General features: G+C 70.2%; 17 protein-coding genes. 11 read left to right on the forward strand and 6 right to left on the reverse strand.

The annotated features are described in order from the left end of the window. Positions 1-234: 234 nt before the first annotated feature. The 4 genes from OG254_RS29620 to groL all read left to right on the forward strand — a co-directional run bounded on the left by OG254_RS29620 (position 235) and on the right by groL (position 4,204). Complete coding sequence (locus OG254_RS29620) at positions 235-1,137, forward strand: polysaccharide deacetylase family protein (protein WP_405587537.1); 903 nt, start codon at positions 235-237, stop codon at positions 1,135-1,137. Beyond that, positions 1,134-1,952, forward strand: coding sequence for a polysaccharide deacetylase family protein (locus tag OG254_RS29625; protein ID WP_405587540.1), 819 nt, complete (start codon positions 1,134-1,136; stop codon positions 1,950-1,952). The genes OG254_RS29620 and OG254_RS29625 overlap by 4 nt, the downstream gene beginning before the upstream one ends. Before the next feature lie 202 nt (positions 1,953-2,154). Beyond that, positions 2,155-2,463, forward strand: coding sequence for a co-chaperone GroES (gene groES / locus OG254_RS29630; protein ID WP_003998759.1), 309 nt, complete (start codon positions 2,155-2,157; stop codon positions 2,461-2,463). 115 nt (positions 2,464-2,578) lie between these two features. Next, a complete protein-coding gene (gene groL, locus OG254_RS29635) occupies positions 2,579-4,204 on the forward strand; it encodes a chaperonin GroEL (RefSeq protein WP_405587543.1) in 1,626 nt (541 codons plus the stop codon). Between the two features lie 78 nt (positions 4,205-4,282). Here the strand turns inward: groL and OG254_RS29640 are convergent, their stop codons facing one another. From OG254_RS29640 to OG254_RS29650, 3 genes are all read right to left on the reverse strand, one after another. Next, the gene (locus OG254_RS29640) at positions 4,283-4,975 is read right to left on the reverse strand and encodes an ester cyclase (RefSeq protein WP_351196184.1); all 693 of its coding nucleotides are present in this window, start codon (positions 4,973-4,975) and stop codon (positions 4,283-4,285) included. Positions 4,976-5,107: 132 nt separating this feature from the next. Then, on the reverse strand, positions 5,108-5,881 hold the full coding sequence (locus tag OG254_RS29645; RefSeq protein ID WP_405587546.1) for an SDR family NAD(P)-dependent oxidoreductase: 774 nt from the start codon (positions 5,879-5,881) through the stop codon (positions 5,108-5,110). A gap of 157 nt (positions 5,882-6,038) precedes the next feature. After that, positions 6,039-6,707: an MOSC domain-containing protein gene (locus OG254_RS29650; protein ID WP_405587549.1), complete on the reverse strand. Its 669-nt coding sequence runs from the start codon at positions 6,705-6,707 to the stop codon at positions 6,039-6,041. Between the two features lie 81 nt (positions 6,708-6,788). Between OG254_RS29650 and OG254_RS29655 the strand changes: the two genes are divergently transcribed. After that, the gene (locus OG254_RS29655; RefSeq protein ID WP_147995207.1) at positions 6,789-7,685 is read left to right on the forward strand and encodes a LysR family transcriptional regulator; all 897 of its coding nucleotides are present in this window, start codon (positions 6,789-6,791) and stop codon (positions 7,683-7,685) included. 58 nt (positions 7,686-7,743) lie between these two features. Here OG254_RS29655 and OG254_RS29660 read toward each other — a convergent pair whose 3' ends face one another. Then, on the reverse strand, positions 7,744-8,073 hold the full coding sequence (locus OG254_RS29660) for a WhiB family transcriptional regulator (RefSeq protein ID WP_147995208.1): 330 nt from the start codon (positions 8,071-8,073) through the stop codon (positions 7,744-7,746). A gap of 381 nt (positions 8,074-8,454) precedes the next feature. Here OG254_RS29660 and OG254_RS29665 point away from each other — a divergent pair, with 381 nt between their 5' ends. The 4 genes from OG254_RS29665 to OG254_RS29680 all read left to right on the forward strand — a co-directional run bounded on the left by OG254_RS29665 (position 8,455) and on the right by OG254_RS29680 (position 12,875). After that, positions 8,455-9,066, forward strand: a complete 612-nt coding sequence (locus OG254_RS29665; RefSeq protein ID WP_003948568.1) for a response regulator transcription factor — start codon at positions 8,455-8,457, stop codon at positions 9,064-9,066. A 317-nt stretch (positions 9,067-9,383) separates the two neighbouring features. After that, complete coding sequence (locus OG254_RS29670; protein ID WP_030946246.1) at positions 9,384-9,971, forward strand: sigma-70 family RNA polymerase sigma factor; 588 nt, start codon at positions 9,384-9,386, stop codon at positions 9,969-9,971. A gap of 165 nt (positions 9,972-10,136) precedes the next feature. Continuing rightward, a complete protein-coding gene (guaB, locus tag OG254_RS29675) occupies positions 10,137-11,645 on the forward strand; it encodes an IMP dehydrogenase (protein ID WP_405587554.1) in 1,509 nt (502 codons plus the stop codon). Positions 11,646-11,750: 105 nt separating this feature from the next. Next, on the forward strand, positions 11,751-12,875 hold the full coding sequence (locus tag OG254_RS29680) for a GuaB3 family IMP dehydrogenase-related protein (protein WP_351196175.1): 1,125 nt from the start codon (positions 11,751-11,753) through the stop codon (positions 12,873-12,875). 673 nt (positions 12,876-13,548) lie between these two features. Here OG254_RS29680 and OG254_RS29685 read toward each other — a convergent pair. Continuing rightward, on the reverse strand, positions 13,549-14,757 hold the full coding sequence (locus OG254_RS29685) for a nucleotide sugar dehydrogenase (protein WP_351196173.1): 1,209 nt from the start codon (positions 14,755-14,757) through the stop codon (positions 13,549-13,551). Between the two features lie 263 nt (positions 14,758-15,020). On the opposite strand from OG254_RS29685, the gene OG254_RS29690 reads away from it, so the two are divergent. Further along, positions 15,021-16,727 carry a glycerol-3-phosphate dehydrogenase/oxidase gene (locus OG254_RS29690; RefSeq protein WP_405587559.1) on the forward strand — a complete coding sequence of 569 codons (1,707 nt, stop codon included), beginning with the start codon at positions 15,021-15,023 and terminating at the stop codon, positions 16,725-16,727. Between the two features lie 350 nt (positions 16,728-17,077). Here the strand turns inward: OG254_RS29690 and OG254_RS29695 are convergent, their stop codons facing one another. Beyond that, positions 17,078-18,214, reverse strand: coding sequence for a serine hydrolase domain-containing protein (locus OG254_RS29695; RefSeq protein WP_405595259.1), 1,137 nt, complete (start codon positions 18,212-18,214; stop codon positions 17,078-17,080). A 207-nt stretch (positions 18,215-18,421) separates the two neighbouring features. Between OG254_RS29695 and OG254_RS29700 the strand changes: the two genes are divergently transcribed. After that, a complete protein-coding gene (locus tag OG254_RS29700) occupies positions 18,422-20,572 on the forward strand; it encodes a serine/threonine-protein kinase (protein ID WP_405587562.1) in 2,151 nt (716 codons plus the stop codon). The last annotated feature ends 173 nt before the right edge of the window (positions 20,573-20,745 follow it).

Here is a 20,745-nt window from a genome sequence, read left to right on the forward strand (position 1 = left end):
TGTCGGCCAGGCGGCCTACCGCCCGCTCACCGCCGGTTCGCTGTGGGCCAGTCGGTGGATGGTCCGCCGCCTGCGGCGGTGTCGGCCCGGCTTCGGGGCGGGCGCCTGCCAGGATCCGGCTCCATGCGACTAGTAGTACAAAATGACAAAAGGCTCCGAAAAGGGATCCCCGCAGGTCGTCGTCGTGGGACCAGGGAGGCGGCCCGGCGTGCACGGGTCCGGGGAGTCGTCGCCGTGCTCGCCGTCGCCGCCATCGCGTCCGGCTGCGCGCAGGGCGGCGGCGTGGGCGGTGGACGTGGCAGCGGGATCGAGGCCCCGGACGCCACCGCCGGCCAGGGGCAGCCGCACAAGGCGCCGCCCCCGGCCGCGACATCGACCCCGCACGCCAAGAAGTTCCAGTCCGCCCAGTCCGCGCACGCCGCCCGTGTCGCCGCCGCCAGACGCTGGCGCCTGGAACGAGTCCCGCTCACGCCCCCGCCGCCCCCGGCCAAGAAGCCGGGGATCACCACCCGTGACGGCTTCGAGGTCGACGGGCACGAGGAGCTCGGCCTCCCGCCGGTCTTCACGACCGTCCCGACCAAGGAGCGGGTCGTCTTCCTCACCATCGACGACGGCGCCGAGAAGGACCCGGTGTTCCTGCGGATGATGAGCGATCTGAAGGTGCCGTACACCGCCTTCCTCAGCAACTACGTGATCGAGGACGACTACGGCTACTTCAGGAAGATGCAGCGCAGGGGCGTGGTCCTGAACAACCACACCCTCCACCACCTCTACCTGCCGGCCCTCTCCTATCGCCGTCAGCAGCACGAGATCTGCAGCATGCAGGACGTCATCGAGGAGCGCTACGGCAAGCGCCCGCTGCTCTTCCGCCCGCCCTTCGGCAACTACAACCGCAACACGCTGCGCGCGGCGAAGTCCTGCGGCGTCCGGTACGTCCCCCTGTGGAACGAGGAGGTGTTCGTCGACCACTGGGAGTACCGCGAGTGGGACCGGAAGATCCGTCCGGGTGACATCGTGCTCAGTCACTTCCGGGGCCGGGAGGACTGGAAGGGCACAATGCCCGACATGATCCGCCGGTTCCTGAACAAGGTGACGGCCGAGGGGTACGCGGTGGCCCGGCTGGAGGACTACCTGTGAGGTCGGCCCCCGGGGCGCTCGCCGCCCTGGTCCTGACGTCCGCCCTGCTCGCCGGCTGCGCCGGGTCGGCCGGTCCTGCCGACCCGCGCGGAGAACCCGGCGAGCGGGCGGCACGGTCGGCGAAGAACCCGGCGCACACGGACCGGCCGTACCGCCGCTGGGGCCTGAGCGCCCCGCTGCCCGAGCCGCCGCCCCCGCCCGCCCGGCGGCTGCCGCACCCGGCCGGCGACGCGCTGCCCGTCGTGCACCGCGTCCTCACCCGCGACAAGGTCGTCTTCCTCACCTACGACGACGGCGCCGAGAAGGACCCCCGCTTCGTCGACATGGTCCGCGAACTGCGGCTGCCCGTCAGCATGTTCCTCACCGACAGCGTGGTCGGCCCGGGCTACGGCCACTTCGCCCGGCTGCGCTCGGTCGGCGCGTCGATCCAGAACCACACCCTCGACCACGCCGCCCTGCGCGGTCTGCCGTACGCCGGCCAGCGCGCCGAGATCTGCGGCCAGCAGAACAAGCTCCGCGCCCGCTTCGGCATCCGCCCCCGCCTCTTCCGCCCGCCCTACGGCACCTACGACACCACCACACTGCGCGCGGCGGCCGACTGCGGCGTGACGGCGGTCGTGCTGTGGCGTGCGGCGCTGGAGGGGGACGGCGAACTGACGTACGCGCACGGCCCCCAGCGGCTGCGGGCCGGCGACATCGTGTCCGTCCCCTCGGGGGAGCCGGCCGGCCTGTCCCTGCGGGAGCGCACGACGAGGCTGCTGCGGGAGGTCCAGCAGCGGGGGCTGACGGTGGGCCGCCTGGAGGACTACCTGTAGGCCATCCAGCCCGGGTCCCCCCGACGTGATTGGCACTCCGCTTGACCGAGTGCTAATCGCGGTCATAGTCTCAGGTCTGGCACTCCCCACTGGAGAGTGCCAACAACGCGACGGGCAGGTCCGGCACCCGCGACGACGGATCCACCTGGTCGCCACCTCAGACAGTTAACCCCGTGAGATCTCCGAAGGGGGAGGTCGGATCGTGACGACCACCAGCTCCAAGGTTGCCATCAAGCCGCTTGAGGACCGCATTGTGGTCCAGCCGCTCGACGCCGAGCAGACCACCGCCTCTGGCCTGGTCATCCCGGACACCGCCAAGGAGAAGCCCCAGGAGGGCGTCGTCCTGGCCGTGGGCCCGGGCCGCTTCGAGAACGGCGAGCGTCTCCCGCTCGACGTCAAGACCGGCGACATCGTGCTGTACAGCAAGTACGGCGGCACCGAGGTGAAGTACAACGGCGAGGAGTACCTCGTCCTCTCGGCTCGCGACGTGCTCGCGATCATCGAGAAGTAGTTCACCCGAAGCATTTGCTTTGAGCTGCGCCCCTGGCCCCCGCGACCTTATGAAGCCGGGCGTCAGGGGCGCGGTTCGTTTCACCCACGTTTTCCGAGAGGGCTGAACCGCTCCCATGGCGAAGATCCTGAAGTTCGACGAGGACGCCCGTCGCGCCCTCGAGCGCGGCGTCAACAAGCTGGCCGACACGGTCAAGGTGACGATCGGCCCCAAGGGCCGCAACGTCGTCATCGACAAGAAGTTCGGCGCGCCCACCATCACCAACGACGGTGTCACGATCGCCCGTGAGGTCGAGATCGACGACCCGTTCGAGAACCTCGGCGCCCAGCTGGTGAAGGAGGTGGCGACCAAGACCAACGACATCGCTGGTGACGGCACCACCACCGCCACCGTGCTGGCCCAGGCGCTGGTCCGCGAGGGCCTGAGGAACGTCGCCGCGGGTGCCTCCCCGGCGCTGCTGAAGAAGGGCATCGACGCGGCCGTGGCCGCGATCTCCGAGGAGCTCCTCGCGACCGCCCGTCCGGTCGACGACAAGTCCGACATCGCCGCCGTGGCCGGCCTGTCCGCCCAGGACAGCCAGGTCGGCGAGCTCATCGCCGAGGCGATGGACAAGGTCGGCAAGGACGGTGTCATCACCGTCGAGGAGTCCAACACCTTCGGTCTGGAGCTGGACTTCACCGAGGGCATGGCCTTCGACAAGGGCTACCTGTCGCCGTACTTCGTGACGGACCAGGAGCGCATGGAGGCCGTCCTGGAGGACCCCTACATCCTCATCAACCAGGGCAAGATCTCCTCCATCCAGGACCTGCTGCCGCTGCTCGAGAAGGTCATCCAGTCGGGTGCCTCGAAGCCGCTGCTGATCATCGCCGAGGACGTCGACGGCGAGGCCCTGTCGACCCTGGTCGTCAACAAGATCCGCGGCACCTTCAACGCGGTCGCGGTCAAGGCCCCCGGCTTCGGTGACCGCCGCAAGGCGATGCTGCAGGACCTGGCGGTCCTCACCGGCGCCACGGTCATCTCCGAGGAGGTCGGCCTCAAGCTCGACCAGGCCGACCTGGACGTGCTGGGCAGCGCCCGCCGCGTCACCGTCACCAAGGACGACACCACGGTCGTCGACGGCGGCGGCGACTCCGCGGACGTCACGGGCCGCGTCGCCCAGATCAAGGCCGAGATCGAGAACACCGACTCCGACTGGGACCGCGAGAAGCTCCAGGAGCGCCTCGCGAAGCTGGCCGGCGGCGTGTGCGTGATCAAGGTCGGCGCCGCCACCGAGGTGGAGCTGAAGGAGAAGAAGCACCGTCTGGAGGACGCCATCTCCGCGACCCGCGCCGCGGTCGAGGAGGGCATCGTCTCCGGTGGTGGCTCCGCGCTCGTCCACGCCGCGAAGGTGCTGGAGGGCGGCCTCGGCAAGACCGGCGACGAGGCCACGGGCGTCTCCGTCGTCCGCCGCGCGGTCGTCGAGCCGCTGCGCTGGATCGCCGAGAACGCCGGCCTGGAGGGTTACGTCATCACCTCCAAGGTCGCCGAGCTCGACAAGGGCCAGGGCTTCAACGCCGCGACCGGCGAGTACGGCGACCTGGTCAAGGCCGGCGTCATCGACCCGGTCAAGGTCACCCGCTCCGCCCTGGAGAACGCCGCCTCCATCGCCTCCCTCCTCCTGACGACCGAGACCCTGGTCGTCGAGAAGAAGGAAGAGGAAGAGCCGGCTGCCGGTGGCCACGGCCACGGGCACGCGCACTGAGCCCAGTCGCTCAACCGCTCGTAAAAGGCCCCGGTCCCGCACTCACGTGCGGGACCGGGGCCTTCCCCTTCGCGGGCTTCACCGACCGAGTACCCCCAGCTGCTCCAGCAGCCCGGCCCGGTCGTACAGCCAGTGGCTCTCGCAGATCCTGCCGTCCCGGAACCGCTGCCAGGTCATGCCCCGCATGGTCACGTCCTGCCCGGTCGCCGCGATCCCCAGGAAGTCACCCTTGTGCCGCGCCGTCCACATCCACCGCGTGCACACCTGGTCGTCCTGCGCCATCTGGTCGTCGATCCGGAAGGTGAAGTCGAACGCGGCCCGCCAGCCCGCGTACTGCTCACGGATCCCGTCGACACCCCGCACGGGCTGCGGATACGACGGATCGTGATCCACGTAGTCGTCGGTGAGGTGCTCGCCGATGGCCTCCGGCGCCATCGTCCCCATGTTCTCGAAGAAGGCCCGCGCGGCCAGGACGTTCAGCTGCTCGTCCCGGATGACGTCCAGATCGGTGAACGTCGGCGTCTCGTCGCAGAGCGCGACCATCTCCCGGAAGATCCGATCGGTCTCGGGAAGGTTGGAGTTGCGCATCGCATCCTCGTACGACGCGAACTCCACGATCTCGATGAAGTGCCCCGAGTCGGACCGGTCCTTGCCGATGATGTCGTGGGTCGCCGTCCGCTTCCCCTCGGTCTGCTCGACCCACCTGTCCATCAGCCGGTTCATCTCGTCGAAGCGGCTGGTCCTGCAATCGATGAGCTGCACGAAGGTCATAACGCCGTCGCCTCCCGGTGGCGCTGGGTGCGGCCGAACACCACCATTGTCCTCGCCGCAGGAGCGGTGTGCCTGTCGAGTCGCGGAACACCGCCGCCATGCCGGTCCTCGGAGCAGCCTTCCGGCAGCTGCCTACTGCGGCCCGTACTTCCGCCCCGTCCTCGAACTGACCGCCCCGAGCATCCCCCGAGGCAGCAGCTTCACCGCCCCCATCATCGCCTTGTACCGAGGGTCCGGAATCGACAGCGACTTCCCCCGTGCCAGATCGTTGAGCGCCGCCGCCACCAGCTTGTCCGCGTCCAGCCACATCCACCCCGGGATGTTGTCCGTCCCCATTCCGGCCCGCTCATGGAACTCGGTCCGCACGAACCCCGGGCACAGCGCCATCAGCCGCACCCCGCTCCCGGCCAGATCCCGCGCCGCCCCCTGCGTGAACTGCACGACCCACGCCTTGGACGCGCCGTACGTCCCCCGCGGCACGAAGGCCGCGACCGACGCGACGTTGACGACACCGCCGCGCCCCCGCTCCCGCATCGCCTCCGCGGCCGTCGACGTCAGCCGCAGTACGGCCTCGCAGTGCACCTTGAGCATCGTCAGCTCGTCGGCCATGGAGACGTCGAGGTAGCGGCCCTTGTTGCCGAAGCCGGCGTTGTTGATCAGCAGGTCGACGGGGTTCCTGCGGTCGGCGAGGCGGGCGGCGACCGCCTCGATGCCGGTGTCCTCGGCGAGGTCGGCGGTCAGCACCTCCGCCTCGATGCCGTGCCGGTCGTGCAGCTCGGTCGCCTGCTCCCGCAGCCGCTTGGTGTCCCGGGCCACCAGGACGAGGTCGTGCCCGTCAGCGGCCAGCCGCCGTGCGAACGCGGCGCCGATACCCGCGGTCGATCCCGTAATCAATGCCGTTGTCATGGCCCAAGATTAGTGACCCGGACCGGGTGGATCCGCTTACTGCACAGGCCCTCCCGGTCGGTGAAGCCCGGGCGAAGACCGCGGCCGTGAGAGCCCGTCGGCGCTCGCCCTGCGCGTGTTCGCCGACCGGTGTCGCGACGCCGACGGTGACGGCTCGTCAGGACCCGTGCCGCTCCACGTACTTACGCGCCGCCTCCCGCGTCTCCGAGTGCAGCGCCTCGCCCGCGGCGAGCAGTCGCGGCAGCAGCGTCCGTTCCGTGGTCACCGCGCGGAACTGAAGCGCCACCGTCACGTCATGGTCCGGCCGGTGAATGATCTCCACTGTGTCGCCCGCCCGGATCTCGCCCGGCTCGATCACCCTCAGATACGCGCCCGGCGCACCCTTCGCCGTGAACCGCTTCACCCACTGCTTCTCACCCACATGGCTCTGGAAGGTCCGGCACGGAATCCGGCCGGACGTCACCTCCACCACCACCTCGGGTCCGATCCGCCAGCGCTCGCCGATCAGCGCGCCGGACACGTCCAGGCCCGACGTCGTGAGGTTCTCGCCGAAGCCGCCGTTCGCCAGCGGGCGCCCCAGCTCGCGCTCCCAGTCGTCGAGGTCCTCGCGCGCCACCGCGTACACGGCCTGCTCGTCGCCGCCGTGGTAGCGCAGGCTGCACACCTCGTCCCCGGCCACGCCGCTGCCCGCGACCCCCTTGGGCCCGGGCGCCGCCACCCGCACCGGCCCCTCCACCGGCTGCTTGTCGATCCCGGTCACACCCTCCGGGTGATCCGTGTACGACACGTACTTCCGGTGGCCCAGGTTCACTGACAGAAGCTTCATAACGGCACATTAATTGACCGGCAGTAAAAGCGTCCATGCACTATTCGGCGCCATATCCAAGGTTCGCTTATGCTCATACCCGTGATCGAGGCTCGTCATCTCCGTGTGCTGCGCGCCGTCGCCGCCACCGGTTCCTTCTCTGCGGCGGGGCGTGAACTGGGCTGCACCCAGCCCGCCGTCAGCCAGCAGATGAAGGCGCTGGAGTCGTCCGTGGGCACGCCCTTGCTGGTCCGCAGCGGACGCGAGATGCGCCTGACCCAGGCGGGGGAGGCCCTCGTCCGGCACGCCGCGGGGATCCTCGCGGGCCTCACCGCGGCCGAGGAGGAGGTCGCCGCGATCGCCGGTCTGCGCGCCGGGCGCGTACGCCTCGTCTCCTTCCCCAGCGGCAGCTCCACCCTCGTCCCCACCGCCCTCGCCGCCCTGCGCGCCGCGCACCCCGGCACCCGCGTCTCCCTGGAGGAGGCCGAGCCGCCGAAGTCCGTCGAGTTGCTGCGCGAGGGCGACTGCGACGTGGCCCTCGCGTTCCGCTACGAGGGCGCGCCCCAGGAAGGGGAGTGGGACGACCTTGTCGTACGTCCCCTGCTGACGGACCGTCTCGTCGGCCTCGTACCGGAACGGCACCGGCTGGCGCGCTCGGGTTCCGTCGGCATCGGCGAACTCGCGGCCGAGCCCTGGATCGCCGGGTGCCCGCGCTGCCGAGGGCAGTTGATCGAGGTGTGCGAGAGCGCCGGTTTCACGCCCCGCATCGACTTCGCCACCGACGACTACCCGGCGGTCGTCGGCCTGGTGGGCGCCGGCCTCGGAGTGGCCGTCCTGCCTCAGCTGGCCGTGGAGTCGGTACGGCCGCGAGGTGCGCGCATGCTGACGCTGGAACCGGCCGTCCGCCGGGAGATCGTCGCGCTCACGCTGAGCGACCTCGCGCAGGTGCCGGCCGTGGCCGCGACGCTGGAGCAGCTGACCTGGGCCGCCGCCCGCTAGCGAAGCGAACAGAAGGAAGGGCACGCAGTCCGCGCGCCCTGGTTGCAGAAACGTTCCTTCAAGTGTTCGGGCCGGTCTCACCGCTGGTCGTCGATGCCGACACCAGCCGGTTGCGCGCCCGCCCCATGAGCTCTTCGCGCTCGTCCTCGGTCAAGCCGCCCCAGACGCCGTACGGCTCGCGCACCGCCAGCGCGTGCGCCGCGCACTGCGCGCGTACCGGGCACCTCATGCAGACCTCTTTGGCCGAGTTCTCTCGAGCGCTCCGAGCCGCACCGCGTTCGCCCTCGGGGTGAAAGAAGAGCGAGCTGTCCACCCCGCGACATGCAGCCAGCAGCTGCCAGTCCCACAGGTCCGCGTTCGGTCCGGGAAGGCGGGAGAAATCTGCCATTGCGTGACCCCTTGTAGCCGTTCTGGGCGGATACGGTGTCTACGACCGTACATCTACGATCTAAGGAGATGAAAATATGACTCATTGCGAATCTAGCCCCAAACGCCAAGAAACGGGAAGAAAAACGGCTGAATGGGGCATGGGTTGTGATGAAACATTGAGGGTCCGTCGTGCATGTCTGCCCCGTGTCCGCCCCCTCACGTAGAGTGCCGAAGACGGCACATGCCCCCGTAACTCTTTCGAGTGACCGTCGTTGAGAGGGCGGAGGCGGTTGAAGGAACAAGCGCTCGGGCAAGCGTCCGAGACGGTCGACCGCACAGGTGACGATTTCGTACCAGCCTGGAGGCTCAAGGTGACGTGCATCAGCTGCGGAGGGCGGCCATGACATCCGTCCTCGTCTGCGACGACTCCCCGCTTGCCCGAGAGGCGCTCCGCCGCGCGGTCGCGACCGTGCCCGGCGTCGAGCGCGTGACGACGGCGGCCAACGGCGAGGAAGTCCTCCGCCGCTGGGGCGCCGACCGCTCGGACCTGATTCTGATGGACGTACGCATGCCCGGTCTGGGCGGCGTAGAGACCGTTCGGCGGCTGCTGTCCGCCGACCCCGGAGCGCGCATCATCATGCTCACCGTCGCCGAGGACCTGGACGGCGTGGCCCTCGCGGTCGCCGCCGGGGCGCGCGGCTATCTGCACAAGGACGCCTCGCGCGCCGAGTTGCGTGCCACGGTGACGCAGGCGCTGGCAGACCCGACCTGGCGTCTTGCCCCGCGTCGACTGCGCTCCGCCGAGATGGGTGCGGCGCCGACTCTCACCGCGCGTGAGATCCAGGTGCTGGAAGGCATGAGTCACGGCCGCTCCAACGCAGAGATCGGCCGTGAGCTGTTTCTCTCGGAGGACACCGTCAAGACACATGCCCGGCGGCTGTTCAAGAAGCTCGGCGCCTCGGACCGCGCGCACGCGGTGGCGCTCGGCTTCCGGTGGGGCCTGGTTCGTTAGGCGCCCCACCGTGGGTGCCGCGTTGTGTCGTCTGGCGGCCGCGGATTCGTCGTGGCTGGTCGCGCCCTCGCGGCGGTGCAGTTCCGCGCCCCTTCGGGGGCGCGGCTGCGGGGTCGGTCAACCGGTCCTTTCGGTGCCCGCTGCTCGTTTCGCCGCGGATGCCGCATCCTTGAGATGTGGAGTCTCTCGGGGACGAGTCGGTCGAGCGGAAGGGGAGGGCGCAGCGGATGAGTGCCGGCGCACCTGCTCATAACGCTTCGGTGCACAACATCGGACGCGATGCAACGGACCCTTCGGCCGCAAGGCACCATGGACCGATGCGCGACGACGAGGCGGCCAAAGCCGCAGGGGCGATCGGTGCACTCGTCCATCGCGCCGTGGACGGGGACGAGCAGGCCACGCACGATCTGCTCGCGCATGTCCACCCCCTGGCGCTGCGCTACTGCCGCACCAGGCTGTCCCGCCTGCCGGGCGACGCCCGGCACTTCGTCGAGGACCTCGCCCAGGAGGTCTGCGTCGCCGTCCTCCTCGCGCTGCCGCGTTACAAGGACACCGGCCGCCCCTTCGAGGCGTTCGTCTTCGCCATCGCCGCGCACAAGGTCGCGGACCTCCAGCGGGCGGCGATGCGGCACCCGGGTTCCACCGCGGTCCCCTCGGACGAGATGCCCGAGCGCCCGGACGACTCCCTCGGCCCGGAGGAGCGCGCGCTGCTCAGCAGCGACGCCGAATGGGCCAAGAAGCTGCTGGCCAACCTGCCCGAGAACCAGCGGGAGCTGTTGCTGCTGAGGATCGCGGTGGGGTTGACCGCGGAGGAGACGGGTCAGATGTTGGGAATGTCACCCGGCGCCGTCCGAGTGGCCCAGCACAGGGCGCTGAGCAGGCTGCGCGCGCTGGCCGAGCAGTAGTGCTCCGTCAGTGCTCCCTTGAGTGCGCCCCCAAATGAACAGGCTTCTCTCCGATTCCGTACGAACATACGAAGCCCGGGGTCGGCCGTAACCGTGGAATTTGCAGCCCATGCTTCCCGTTAGCATGGACATCCGCACCGATCAAGGCCATTTGGGGAAGGTGTCATGACTGCCAACGTCGACGGAGTGCCCGGCAAATTCGCAACCCTCGGGCTGACCTACGACGACGTGCTGCTGCTGCCCGGCGCGTCCGACATGGCACCCGACGAGATCGACACCGCCTCGTACGTCTCCAAGAACGTGCGGGTCAACATCCCGCTCCTGTCCGCCGCCATGGACAAGGTCACCGAGTCGCGCATGGCGATCGCGATGGCCCGCCAGGGCGGCGTCGGCGTACTGCACCGCAATCTCTCCATCGAGGACCAGGCCAACCAGGTCGACCTGGTGAAGCGCTCCGAGTCCGGCATGGTGGCCAACCCCATCACCATCCACCCGGACGCCACGCTCGCCGAGGCCGATGCCATGTGCGGCAAGTTCCGCATCAGCGGCATCCCGGTCACCGACCCCGCCGGCAAGCTGCTCGGCATCGTCACCAACCGCGACATGGCTTTCGAGAGCGACCGCGCCCGCCGGGTGCGCGAGGTCATGACGCCGATGCCGCTGGTCACCGGCAAGGTCGGCATCTCCGGGACCGACGCCATGGAGCTGCTGCGCCGCCACAAGATCGAGAAGCTGCCGCTGGTCGACGACCAGGGCGTCCTCAAGGGCCTGATCACGGTCAAGGACTTCGTCAAGGCGGAGAAGTACCCGCACGCCGCCAAGGACGCCACGGGCCGGCTGCTCGTCGGCGCCGCGGTGGGCGTCGCCGGCGACTCCTTCGAGCGCGCCCAGGCGCTCATCGAGGCAGGCGTCGACTTCATCGTCGTGGACACCGCGCACGGCCACTCCCGCCTGGTCGGCGACATGGTCGCCAAGATCAAGTCGAACTCGGCGGGTGTCGACGTCATCGGCGGCAACATCGCCACCAGGGACGGCGCCCAGGCCCTCATCGACTCCGGGGTGGACGGCATCAAGGTCGGCGTCGGCCCCGGCTCCATCTGTACGACCCGTGTCGTCGCCGGCATCGGCGTCCCGCAGGTCACCGCCATCTACGAGGCGTCGCTGGCCGCCAAGGCGGCAGGCATCCCGGTCATCGGCGACGGTGGCCTGCAGTACTCCGGCGACATCGCCAAGGCCCTGGTCGCGGGCGCCGACACCGTGATGCTGGGCTCGCTGCTCGCGGGCTGCGAGGAGTCCCCGGGCGAGCTGCTGTTCATCAACGGCAAGCAGTTCAAGTCGTACCGCGGCATGGGCTCGCTCGGCGCCATGCAGACCCGCGGCGACCGCAAGTCGTTCTCCAAGGACCGCTACTTCCAAGAGGGCGTCGCCTCCGACGAGCAGCTGGTCCCCGAGGGCATCGAGGGCCAGGTGCCCTACCGCGGCCCGCTGTCCTCCGTCGTCCACCAGCTGGTCGGCGGTCTGCGCCAGTCGATGTTCTACGTCGGCGGCCGGACGGTATCCGATCTGCAGGACAAGGGCCAGTTCGTGCGGATCACCTCGGCGGGCCTCAAGGAGAGCCACCCTCACGACATCCAGATGACGGTCGAGGCACCGAACTACAGCCGTAACAAGTAGTCACCAGGCATCGACAAGGGCGGCTCCGGAACCACCGGGGCCGCCCTTGTCGTACCCGTCGGCGATACTGGAAGACGCTGAACGCATCAGGGAAAGGCCACAGACGTGACTGAGATCGAGATCGGGCGCGGCAAGCGCGGGCGCAGGGCGTACGCCTTCGACGACATCGCCGTCGTCCCCAGCCGCCGTACGCGGGACCCGAAGGAGGTCTCGATCGCCTGGCAGATCGACGCCTACCGCTTCGAGCTGCCCTTCCTGGCCGCCCCCATGGACTCGGTCGTCTCCCCGGCCACCGCGATCCGCATCGGCGAGCTCGGCGGCCTCGGCGTGCTGAACCTCGAGGGCCTGTGGACGCGGTACGAAGACCCGCAGCCGCTGCTCGACGAGATCGCCGGGCTGCCCACCGAGGCCGCCACGCGCCGCCTCCAGGAGATCTACGCCGCTCCCATCAAGGAGGAGCTGATCGGGCAGCGCATCAAGGAGGTGCGAGACTCGGGCGTGGTCACGGCCGCCGCGCTCTCCCCGCAGCGCACGGCCCAGTTCTCCAAGGCGGTCGTCGACGCGGGCGTGGACATCTTCGTCATCCGCGGCACGACGGTCTCGGCGGAGCACGTCTCGTCCTCGCACGAGCCGCTGAACCTGAAGCAGTTCATCTACGAGCTCGACGTCCCGGTGATCGTCGGCGGCTGCGCCACGTACACCGCGGCCCTGCACCTGATGCGCACCGGCGCGGCGGGCGTCCTGGTCGGCTTCGGCGGCGGCGCGGCGCACACCACGCGCAACGTGCTGGGCATCCGCGTCCCCATGGCCACGGCGGTCGCGGACGTGGCGGCGGCCCGCCGGGACTACATGGACGAGTCCGGCGGGCGGTACGTGCACGTGATCGCGGACGGCGGCGTCGGCTGGTCCGGCGACCTGCCCAAGGCGGTCGCCTGCGGCGCGGACGCCGTGATGATGGGCTCCCCGCTCGCCCGCGCCACGGACGCGCCCGGCAAGGGGAACCACTGGGGCATGGAGGCGGTCAACGAGGATCTGCCGCGCGGCAAGAAGGTCGACCTGGGCACCGTCGGCACGATCGAGGAGGTGCTGACGGGTCCGTCGCACACTCCCGACGGCTCGATGAACTTCTTCGGTGCGCTGCGGCGGGCGATGGCGACGACCGGGTACAGCGAGCTGAAGGAGTTCCAGCGCGTCGAGGTGACGGTCGCGGACTCGCAGCACATGCGGTAGCCATTCCATTGGCGTCAGGGAAGGGCCGGTCACTCCGGGTGGGGTGACCGGCCCTTTTGCGTGCCCAAGTGGGCTTGGGCGGGGGCGCGTTGTGCCGGAGGGGGCGCGTGGTTGCGTTTGGGGCGAATGTGGGCTGAACGGGCGAAGGGGGTCGGTAGTGTCCGTGTCTGGCGACCCAAGCTCTCTGGGGCGCCCCCTTCCAAGGAGATGTTCCGGACCCCGGCCCTCGGGGCCCGGCCCGAGCTCCAGACGGACCGCCTACCGGGTCTATGGGCGGCATCGTGGAAGGGGGCGCGCCCATGGGCCGTCACCGCAAGCCCACCCGCTGGGATCGCACTTGGCTTCGGCTGGTGAAGTTCCGGAGGAGGTGCATCTTGTGGTATTTCGGGAAGTGAGCGGCCGCCCCCAGGTGAGCTAGGGGCGGACACCCGTAACTTCCCAGGAGCCTGTCGCAGTACCCGCTGCGGCAGGCTCCATCTCTTTTGTACGGTACCGGATCGCCCGTCTGACGGCAGAGCGATGAGCGGCCGCCCCAATGAGAGCCAGGGGCGGACACCCGTTACCAGCTCGGAGCCCGCCGCCGGGCCGACGAGCTCCGAACTCGTACGCTACCGACGCCAGGGAATCGCGCGCCACCAGCCTCAGAAGCGCAACCACCCCCACGCGCCCCCCTTCACAACCGATGCGCCGCCCCCGTAGGCGCCGCCCCCCGTGTGTCCAGCAACAGCTGCGCCTTCACCGACAGCCCCTGAAGGTCATACGTCCGATGCTGCTGAAGCAGGATCGTCAGGTCGGCCTCCGCGACCGCCTCGTACAGGGCGTCCGCGCGCGGTACCGGGCGGTCCAGGACGTTCCAGGAAGCGACGAAGGGGTCGTGGAAGCTGATGCAGGCGCCCAGCTCCAGCAGGCGGATCGCGACCTCCTGGGCGGGGGTGGACTGCTGGTCGGCGAGGTCGGGCTTGTAGGTGACGCCGAGCAGGAGGATGCGGGCGCCGCGCGCGGACTTGCCGTGCTCGTTGAGGAGGGTGGCGGCGCGCTGGATGACGTATCGGGGCATCTGGCCGTTGACCTGCTGGGCCAGCTCGACCATGCGCAGGGTGCGGCCCGCGGGGCCGGAAAGGTCCTGGGGGACGGCGTGGCCGCCGACGCCGGGGCCGGGGCGGAAGGCCTGGAAGCCGAACGGCTTGGTCTCCGCGCAGCGGATGACGTCCCACAGGTCGACGCCCAAGTCGTGGCAGAGGACGGCCATTTCGTTGACGAGGGCGATGTTGACGTGCCGGAAGTTGGTCTCAAGGACCTGCACGGTCTCCGCCTCGCGCAGTCCACGCGCGCGTACCACCTTGTCGGTGAGACGGCCGTAGAAGGCGGCCGCCGACTCGGTGCACGCGGGGGTGAGGCCGCCGATCACCTTGGGGGTGTTGGCGGGCGTGAAGTGGCGGTTGCCGGGGTCGACGCGGCTCGGGGAGTAGGCCAGGTGGAAGTCGCGGCCGGCGCGCATTCCGGAGCCCTCTTCGAGGAGGGGCCGCAGGACGTTCTCAGTGGTGCCCGGGGGGACGGGCGACTCCAGGATGACGGTGGTGTGCTGGCGCAGCTCTGCGGCCAGGGTGCGGGCGGCCGCCTCCAGCTGGCTGAGGTCGAGCCCGCCGTCCGCGCCGCGTGGGGTGGGCGGACAGATGACGGCGGTGCGTACGCGGCCGAGCTCGGCGGGGTTGGTGGCGTGCCTGAAGCCGCCCGAGAGCATCCGGCGCAGCTCGGCGGGACTGAGGGAGCCGGACTCGGGCCCGGTCCGGTAACCGAGCGTGGCGATGCCGGCGGCGACGGCGGCCTTGGCCAGGGGCAGGCCGTACGGGCCTAGTCCGATGACGGCGAGATCTGCGGGCATGGCGTGGGCCGTCCTTCCCAGTAACCGAAGCGGGGCAGGTGCGCAACCCCTGTGGACAGGACGAGGGAGCGCAATGTCAGACTAGGAGTAAATATGACCGATTTGCGGCATTGAATGATCGCGTTTCCGTGAGTGTTGTCCACAGGCTGGGGGCGAGTGGTGGCTGAAGTCGGCCAACCCGGTCAGAATTTTGGGCATAGGGGGTACGAAGCGGGCTTCGCCCGACGGGTGCGGCCTACGCGACCGATGAGCGGGAGGCAGCGGTGAGGACAGCGACACTGGGGCCGGCCGAGCGCGCCGAGTCACTGGCGGCAATGGCCGAGCGCGAGCTGGACCTACTGGTCGTGGGCGGTGGCGTCGTGGGCGCGGGCACAGCGCTCGACGCGGTGACCCGCGGACTGTCCACCGGACTGGTCGAGGCCCGCGACTGGGCGTCGGGCACCTCCAGCAGGTCCAGCAAACTGATCCATGGCGGACTGCGCTATCTGGAGATGCTCGACTTCGTGCTCGTAAGGGAAGCCCTCAAGGAGCGCGGGCTGCTGCTGGAGCGGCTCGCACCGCATCTGGTGAAGCCGGTGCCGTTCCTGTATCCGCTCCAGCACAAGGGCTGGGAGCGCCTGTACGCCGGTTCGGGCGTCGCGCTCTACGACGCCATGTCGATGGCCCGGGGCCATGGGCGCGGCCTGCCCCTGCACCGCCACCTGAGCCGCCGTCACGCCCTGCGTGTCGCCCCCGCGCTGCGGAAGGACTCACTGGTCGGCGCCCTGCAGTACTACGACGCCCAGATGGACGACGCCCGCTATGTCGCCACCCTCGTGCGCACGGCGGCGGCCTACGGTGCCAAGGTCGCCAACCGCGCGCGGGTGACCTCGTTCCTGCGCGAGGGCGAGCGCGTCGTCGGGGCCCGGGTGCAGGACGTCGAGGGCGGCGGGGAGTACGAGGTCCGCGCCAAGCAGGTCGTCAACGCGACCGGCGTCTGGACCGACGACACCCAGTCGATGGTGGGCGAGCGCGGACAGTTCCACGTCCGTGCCTCCAAGGGCATCCACCTGGTCGTGCCCAAGGATCGCATCCACTCCTCGACGGGGCTGATCCTGCGCACCGAGAAGTCCGTGCTGTTCGTCATCCCCTGGGGCCGGCACTGGATCGTCGGCACCACCGACACCGACTGGGACCTCGACAAGGCCCACCCGGCCGCGTCCAGCGCGGACATCGACTACCTGCTGGAACACGTGAACTCGGTACTCGCGGTGCCGCTGACCAGGGACGACGTGGAGGGTGTGTACGCGGGGCTGCGGCCCCTGCTCGCCGGCGAGTCGGACGCCACCAGCAAGCTGTCGCGCGAGCACACCGTGGCGCACCCCGTGCCCGGGCTCGTGGTGGTGGCCGGCGGCAAGTACACGACGTACCGGGTGATGGCCAAGGACGCGGTGGACGCGGCGGTGCACGGGCTCGACATGCGGGTCGCCGAGTGCGTCACGGAGGACATTCCCCTGCTGGGCGCGGAGGGGTACCGGGCGCTGTGGAACGCGCGGGCGCGGATCGCGGCGCGCACGGGGATTCACGTGGTCCGCGTGGAGCACCTGCTGAACCGGTACGGGTCGCTCGCGGAGGAGGTCCTCGAACTCATCGCCGCGGACTCCACACTGGGCGAGCCCCTGCAGTCCGCCGACGACTATCTGCGCGCCGAGATCGTGTACGCCGCCTCGCACGAGGCGGCACGCCATCTGGACGACGCGCTGACGCGGCGCACCCGCATCTCCATCGAGACGTTCGACCGGGGCACGCGGTGCGCGCGTGAGGCGGCCGAGCTGATGGCGCCGGTGCTGGGCTGGGACAAGGACCACATCGACCGCGAGATCGAGCACTATCAGAAGCGGGTGGAGGCCGAACGGGAGTCGCAGCGCCAGCCGGACGACCTGACGGCGGACGCGGCGCGGTTGGGGGCGCCGGACATCGTGCCGTTGTAGGTCTGTCGTGTCGGGCGCCGGTTGTGTGTGGAGGGGGTGGCTCGGGCCGGAGCGTCGGTCGGACGCTGCTTACGTGCGGTCTGCGCCGGGCGTGTCGGGTTGGCGGGCGTGCCGGGCTGCGGCTGCGCGGAGTGTGCGGTGGTCTGCCGGGGGGGGCACGCAGAGTCTGCGGTGGTCTGCCAGGTCGGGCCGCGCGGAGTCTGCGGTGGTCTGCCAGGTCGGGTTACACAGAGTCTGCGGTGGTCCGCAGCGGCGCCTGCGCCGGGCTGCCGTTGCACGGTGCTGCTGGCCTCGCTGCCGTCGCCCGGCCCGGCCGCCATGGTCGCAGACCCCGCCGACCTGGGAGAACGTCACTCGAATGGGTGATCGGAGTCGGGATCTCTGCTCGAATCTCGGCCGTTCTCACTGGTGCGAGGGCAGAACTCGGCAGCGAGCAGCCGGGATTCGAGGCGGGGTTCTGCGATCGCCGTCGTGTTCACCCGGAATGTCATGACACGACGCCCGTCGATGGTGGCCGCGGAGCGCACGTAGCTGCCGGAGATGCGCCCGCTGTGCCCCCACACGACGGTGCCGCAGCGCAGTTTCACGGGGAAGAGCCCCATGCCGTACGAGCCGTGTGCGGCACGGGTGTCGAGCATCTCGCGCAGCCAGCGCGGGGGCAGCAGACGGCCGCCGAGCAGCGCGGCGTAGAAGCGGTCGAGGTCGGCGAGCGTGGTCACCAGCTCACCGGCGGCGCCCGCGACCCGTGGGTCGAGTTCGGTGACGTCGGTCCCGTCGGTGGCGTAGGCACGGCCGTGCGGGGAGGGCAGTGAGGTGCGGGATCCGGGGAAGGAGGTGCCGGTCAGACCCAGCGGAGCGATGACGCGCCGCTCGGCCTCGGAGGCGTAGGAGCGGCCGGTGACCTGTTCGACGACCAGGCCGAGCAACACGTAGTTGGTGTTCGAGTAGGCGAAGCCGCCGCGGGCGGCAGGGGGGTGGGTGAGTGCGATGCGGACGGCCTGAAGCGGCGTCACGGGGACGGCGCCCCCGGTCGCGGCGGTGAAGTCGTACAGGCCGCTGGTGTGGGTCAGCAGGGAACGAAGGGTCAGCGCGCGCCCGTCGTTGCCCGCCCCGCGCACCAGACCCGGCAGGTGCCGCTCCACCGTGTCGGACAGGGACAGCCGTCGCTCGGCGGCCAGTTGCAGGACGACCGTCGCGATGAGGCTCTTCGTCATGCTGCCGGCGCGGAAGTGGTCGGTGCGGGAGATGCCCTGGCCGGCCAGGGTGTACCGGACGCCGGTCTCCTCGCGGGCCAGCAGGGCCGCTGCGGGTGCCTTGCCCCGGGTGACGAGCCGTGCGAGGAGGGCGTCCGTCGCCGGTGCCCGGGATGTCGACGAGGCGGTGAGAGCCGGCAGGCCGGCGGGGTACAGGCCGAGGAACGCCGGGGACACGAGGCCGAGGAGGGTCACAAACACAGGGAAGGCCAGTAGTGTCCGAAGCAGTGGCATCGCCGGTCGCGCCATACGAGGTCCTCCTCACCGCGGCTCATCATGCCGGGCGGCAGAGCGCGCGGTTCACGGGGCCTTGGCCGAGAAGGGACCCGGACGCCCGCGCCGCGCGGCCGGATGGCGGTGCGACAGGCACCCTGGGCGTTGGGCACTTGTCGGGTGAGAGACAATGGAGGCTCTTTCAGGGCGGGTTGTATGAGGGGACGCATGTCGGAGGCGGAGCGGGCGGGGACATCTCGTCAGGACACTCGTCAGGACGACCGTGAGCGTCTCCTCGCGGGGCGGTACCGGCTGGGCGGAGTCCTCGGCCGGGGCGGCATGGGCACGGTGTGGCGTGCCGTCGACGAGACGCTGGGGCGCACCGTCGCCGTCAAGGAGCTGAGGTTCCCGTCGAACATCGACGAGGAGGAGAAGCGGCGCCTGATCACGCGCACCCTGCGTGAGGCCAAGGCGATCGCGCGGATCCGCAACAACAGCGCGGTGACGGTGTTCGACGTGGTCGAAGAGGACGACCGCCCCTGGATCGTGATGGAGCTCGTCGAGGGCAAGTCGCTCGCCGAGGTCATCCGGGAGGACGGCCTGCTGGAGCCCAAGCGGGCGGCCGAGGTGGGACTCGCGGTGCTCGACGTGCTGCGGTCCGCGCACCGCGAGGGCATCCTGCACCGCGACGTGAAGCCGTCGAACGTCCTGCTGGAGTCCGACACCGACCGGGTCGTGCTCACCGACTTCGGCATCGCCCAGGTCGAGGGCGACCCGTCCATCACCTCGACCGGCATGCTCGTCGGCGCGCCCTCCTACATCTCCCCGGAGCGCGCCCGCGGCCACAAGCCGGGCCCCGCGGCCGACCTGTGGTCGCTGGGCGGGCTGTTGTACGCGTCGGTCGAAGGTGTGCCGCCGTACGACAAGGGCTCCGCGATCGCCACGCTCACAGCGGTGATGACCGAGCCGATGGAGGAGCCGAAGAACGCGGGGCCGCTGAAGGACGTCATCTACGGCCTGCTCACGAAGGACCCTGAGAAGCGGCTCGACGACGCCGGTGCGCGGGCGATGCTCAGCGCCGTCATCCACGCGCCCGCGCCCAAGGACGACCCGGAGCCGGCTGACGCGACCAAGGTCGTGCCCCTGCCGCCGCAGCCCGACGCGCCTGAGGGCAAGGGGCGTTCGGGTGCCAGGACCGGGGGCAAGCGGGGCGAGGAGGCAGGGGAGCGGTTGCGCGGGGCGTTGCGTTCCGTGCGGAAGGCCGCCGTGAGCGCGGGGGCGGCCGGAGCTGCCACGCGTGGCAAGTCCGCCGGCGAGAAGGCTGATTCCGGTTCCGCATCCGATTCCGGTTCCGGCGCTGCGGCGGCCGGTGGGTCGGCCACGGCGGTGAGTGGAGCCGGGGCTTCGTCGGAGGCCGGGAGTTCGGGTCGGGGTTCCGCTTCGGCGGGCGGTGGCGTGGCTGCCGGGTCCGGCGCGAGTGCCGGTGCCAAGGCGGATGCCAAGGCCGGTGCCGGTGAGCGGGAGGCAGCGAGCGGGAACGGGCAGAGCGGGGGCCGGAGTTCGGGGTGGCCGGTCATGCCGCCGCCGGATCTGCCGTCGCGGCCCGCGCCGAGGGCGCCGCTCACCGATGTGGTGCCCAGGCGGACGTTGGTCATCATCGCGGTGGTCGTGACGCTAGCCGTGCTCGGCGTGGTGCTGGCGGTGGTGCTCCGCGGCGGTGACTCGGACGACGCGGCGAGCGGTGGCGGGGCCAAGGCCTCCGGCAAGGCGAGCGCGAGTGCCGACACCAAGCGGGACGGGGACGAGGGGACTCGTACGGACGGTGAGAAGTCGTCCGGGACGGACGGGTCGGGTTCGGGTTCCGAGGCGGAGAGCGGGAAGACGCCGAGTGCCGGGGCGAGCGCGACCGGTGGCAGCGGCGCCGGCGCGGGGTCCGGCAGCGACAGCGGGGCCGCCACGACTCACAAGGGGAGCCAGGGGTATTCGATCGGGCTGCCCAAGGGGTGGAAGTACGCGTCCACGGGGTTGTCGGGGGACCAGTTCACCGGGCCCGACGGACAGAAGCTGCTCGTCGCCTGGACGTCCACGCCGAAGGACGACCCGGTGGCGGACTGGAAGAACCAGGAGCGCTACATGGAGCGCTCGCAGTACGACCAAATCCGCATAGAGAAGGTGGAGTACCGCGGCTGGAACACTGCCGACTGGGAGTTCACCTATACCGACGGCGGGACGAAGTACCGGACGATCGACCGTGGGTTCGTCGTGGACGACCGTCGCGGCTATGCGCTGATGTACACCGCGAAGGCCGCCGATTGGGACGGTGATCTCCGTAAGGACACCTGGAAGACATTGACCGGTTCGTTCCAGCCGAAGTCATGAGGTGAGCGGCTCTCGGCAAGGGTTCGCGAAGACCGGGTTTGAGCCGTGAGATACGGCAACCCCTCTTTGCGGGTTGCCTCCGGCACGTATCGTGAAAGCTTGCGGACCGTGCGCATCCAGTCGTGCGTCCGGAACGCAACGCAAGGCGAGCGGAATTGACCAACCGGGCGGCC

It is taken from the genome of Streptomyces sp. NBC_01092, from assembly GCF_045039535.1.
Taxonomy (GTDB): Bacteria; Actinomycetota; Actinomycetes; order Streptomycetales; family Streptomycetaceae; genus Streptomyces.

Excerpts from the sequence above, each read along its gene's own strand:
- OG254_RS29685 (WP_351196173.1), bottom strand. The coding sequence starts at position 14,757 with ATGCCCGCAGATCTCGCCGTCATCGGACTAGGCCCGTACGGCCTGCCC.
- OG254_RS29700 (WP_405587562.1), top strand. The coding sequence starts at position 18,422 with ATGTCGGAGGCGGAGCGGGCGGGGACATCTCGTCAGGACACTCGTCAG.
- OG254_RS29670 (WP_030946246.1), top strand. The coding sequence starts at position 9,384 with ATGCGCGACGACGAGGCGGCCAAAGCCGCAGGGGCGATCGGTGCACTC.
- OG254_RS29665 (WP_003948568.1), top strand. The coding sequence starts at position 8,455 with ATGACATCCGTCCTCGTCTGCGACGACTCCCCGCTTGCCCGAGAGGCG.
- guaB (WP_405587554.1), top strand. The coding sequence starts at position 10,137 with ATGACTGCCAACGTCGACGGAGTGCCCGGCAAATTCGCAACCCTCGGG.
- groL (WP_405587543.1), top strand. The coding sequence starts at position 2,579 with ATGGCGAAGATCCTGAAGTTCGACGAGGACGCCCGTCGCGCCCTCGAG.
- OG254_RS29650 (WP_405587549.1), bottom strand. The coding sequence starts at position 6,707 with ATGAAGCTTCTGTCAGTGAACCTGGGCCACCGGAAGTACGTGTCGTAC.
- OG254_RS29660 (WP_147995208.1), bottom strand. The coding sequence starts at position 8,073 with ATGGCAGATTTCTCCCGCCTTCCCGGACCGAACGCGGACCTGTGGGAC.
- OG254_RS29645 (WP_405587546.1), bottom strand. The coding sequence starts at position 5,881 with ATGACAACGGCATTGATTACGGGATCGACCGCGGGTATCGGCGCCGCG.
- OG254_RS29695 (WP_405595259.1), bottom strand. The coding sequence starts at position 18,214 with ATGCCACTGCTTCGGACACTACTGGCCTTCCCTGTGTTTGTGACCCTC.
- OG254_RS29640 (WP_351196184.1), bottom strand. The coding sequence starts at position 4,975 with ATGACCTTCGTGCAGCTCATCGATTGCAGGACCAGCCGCTTCGACGAG.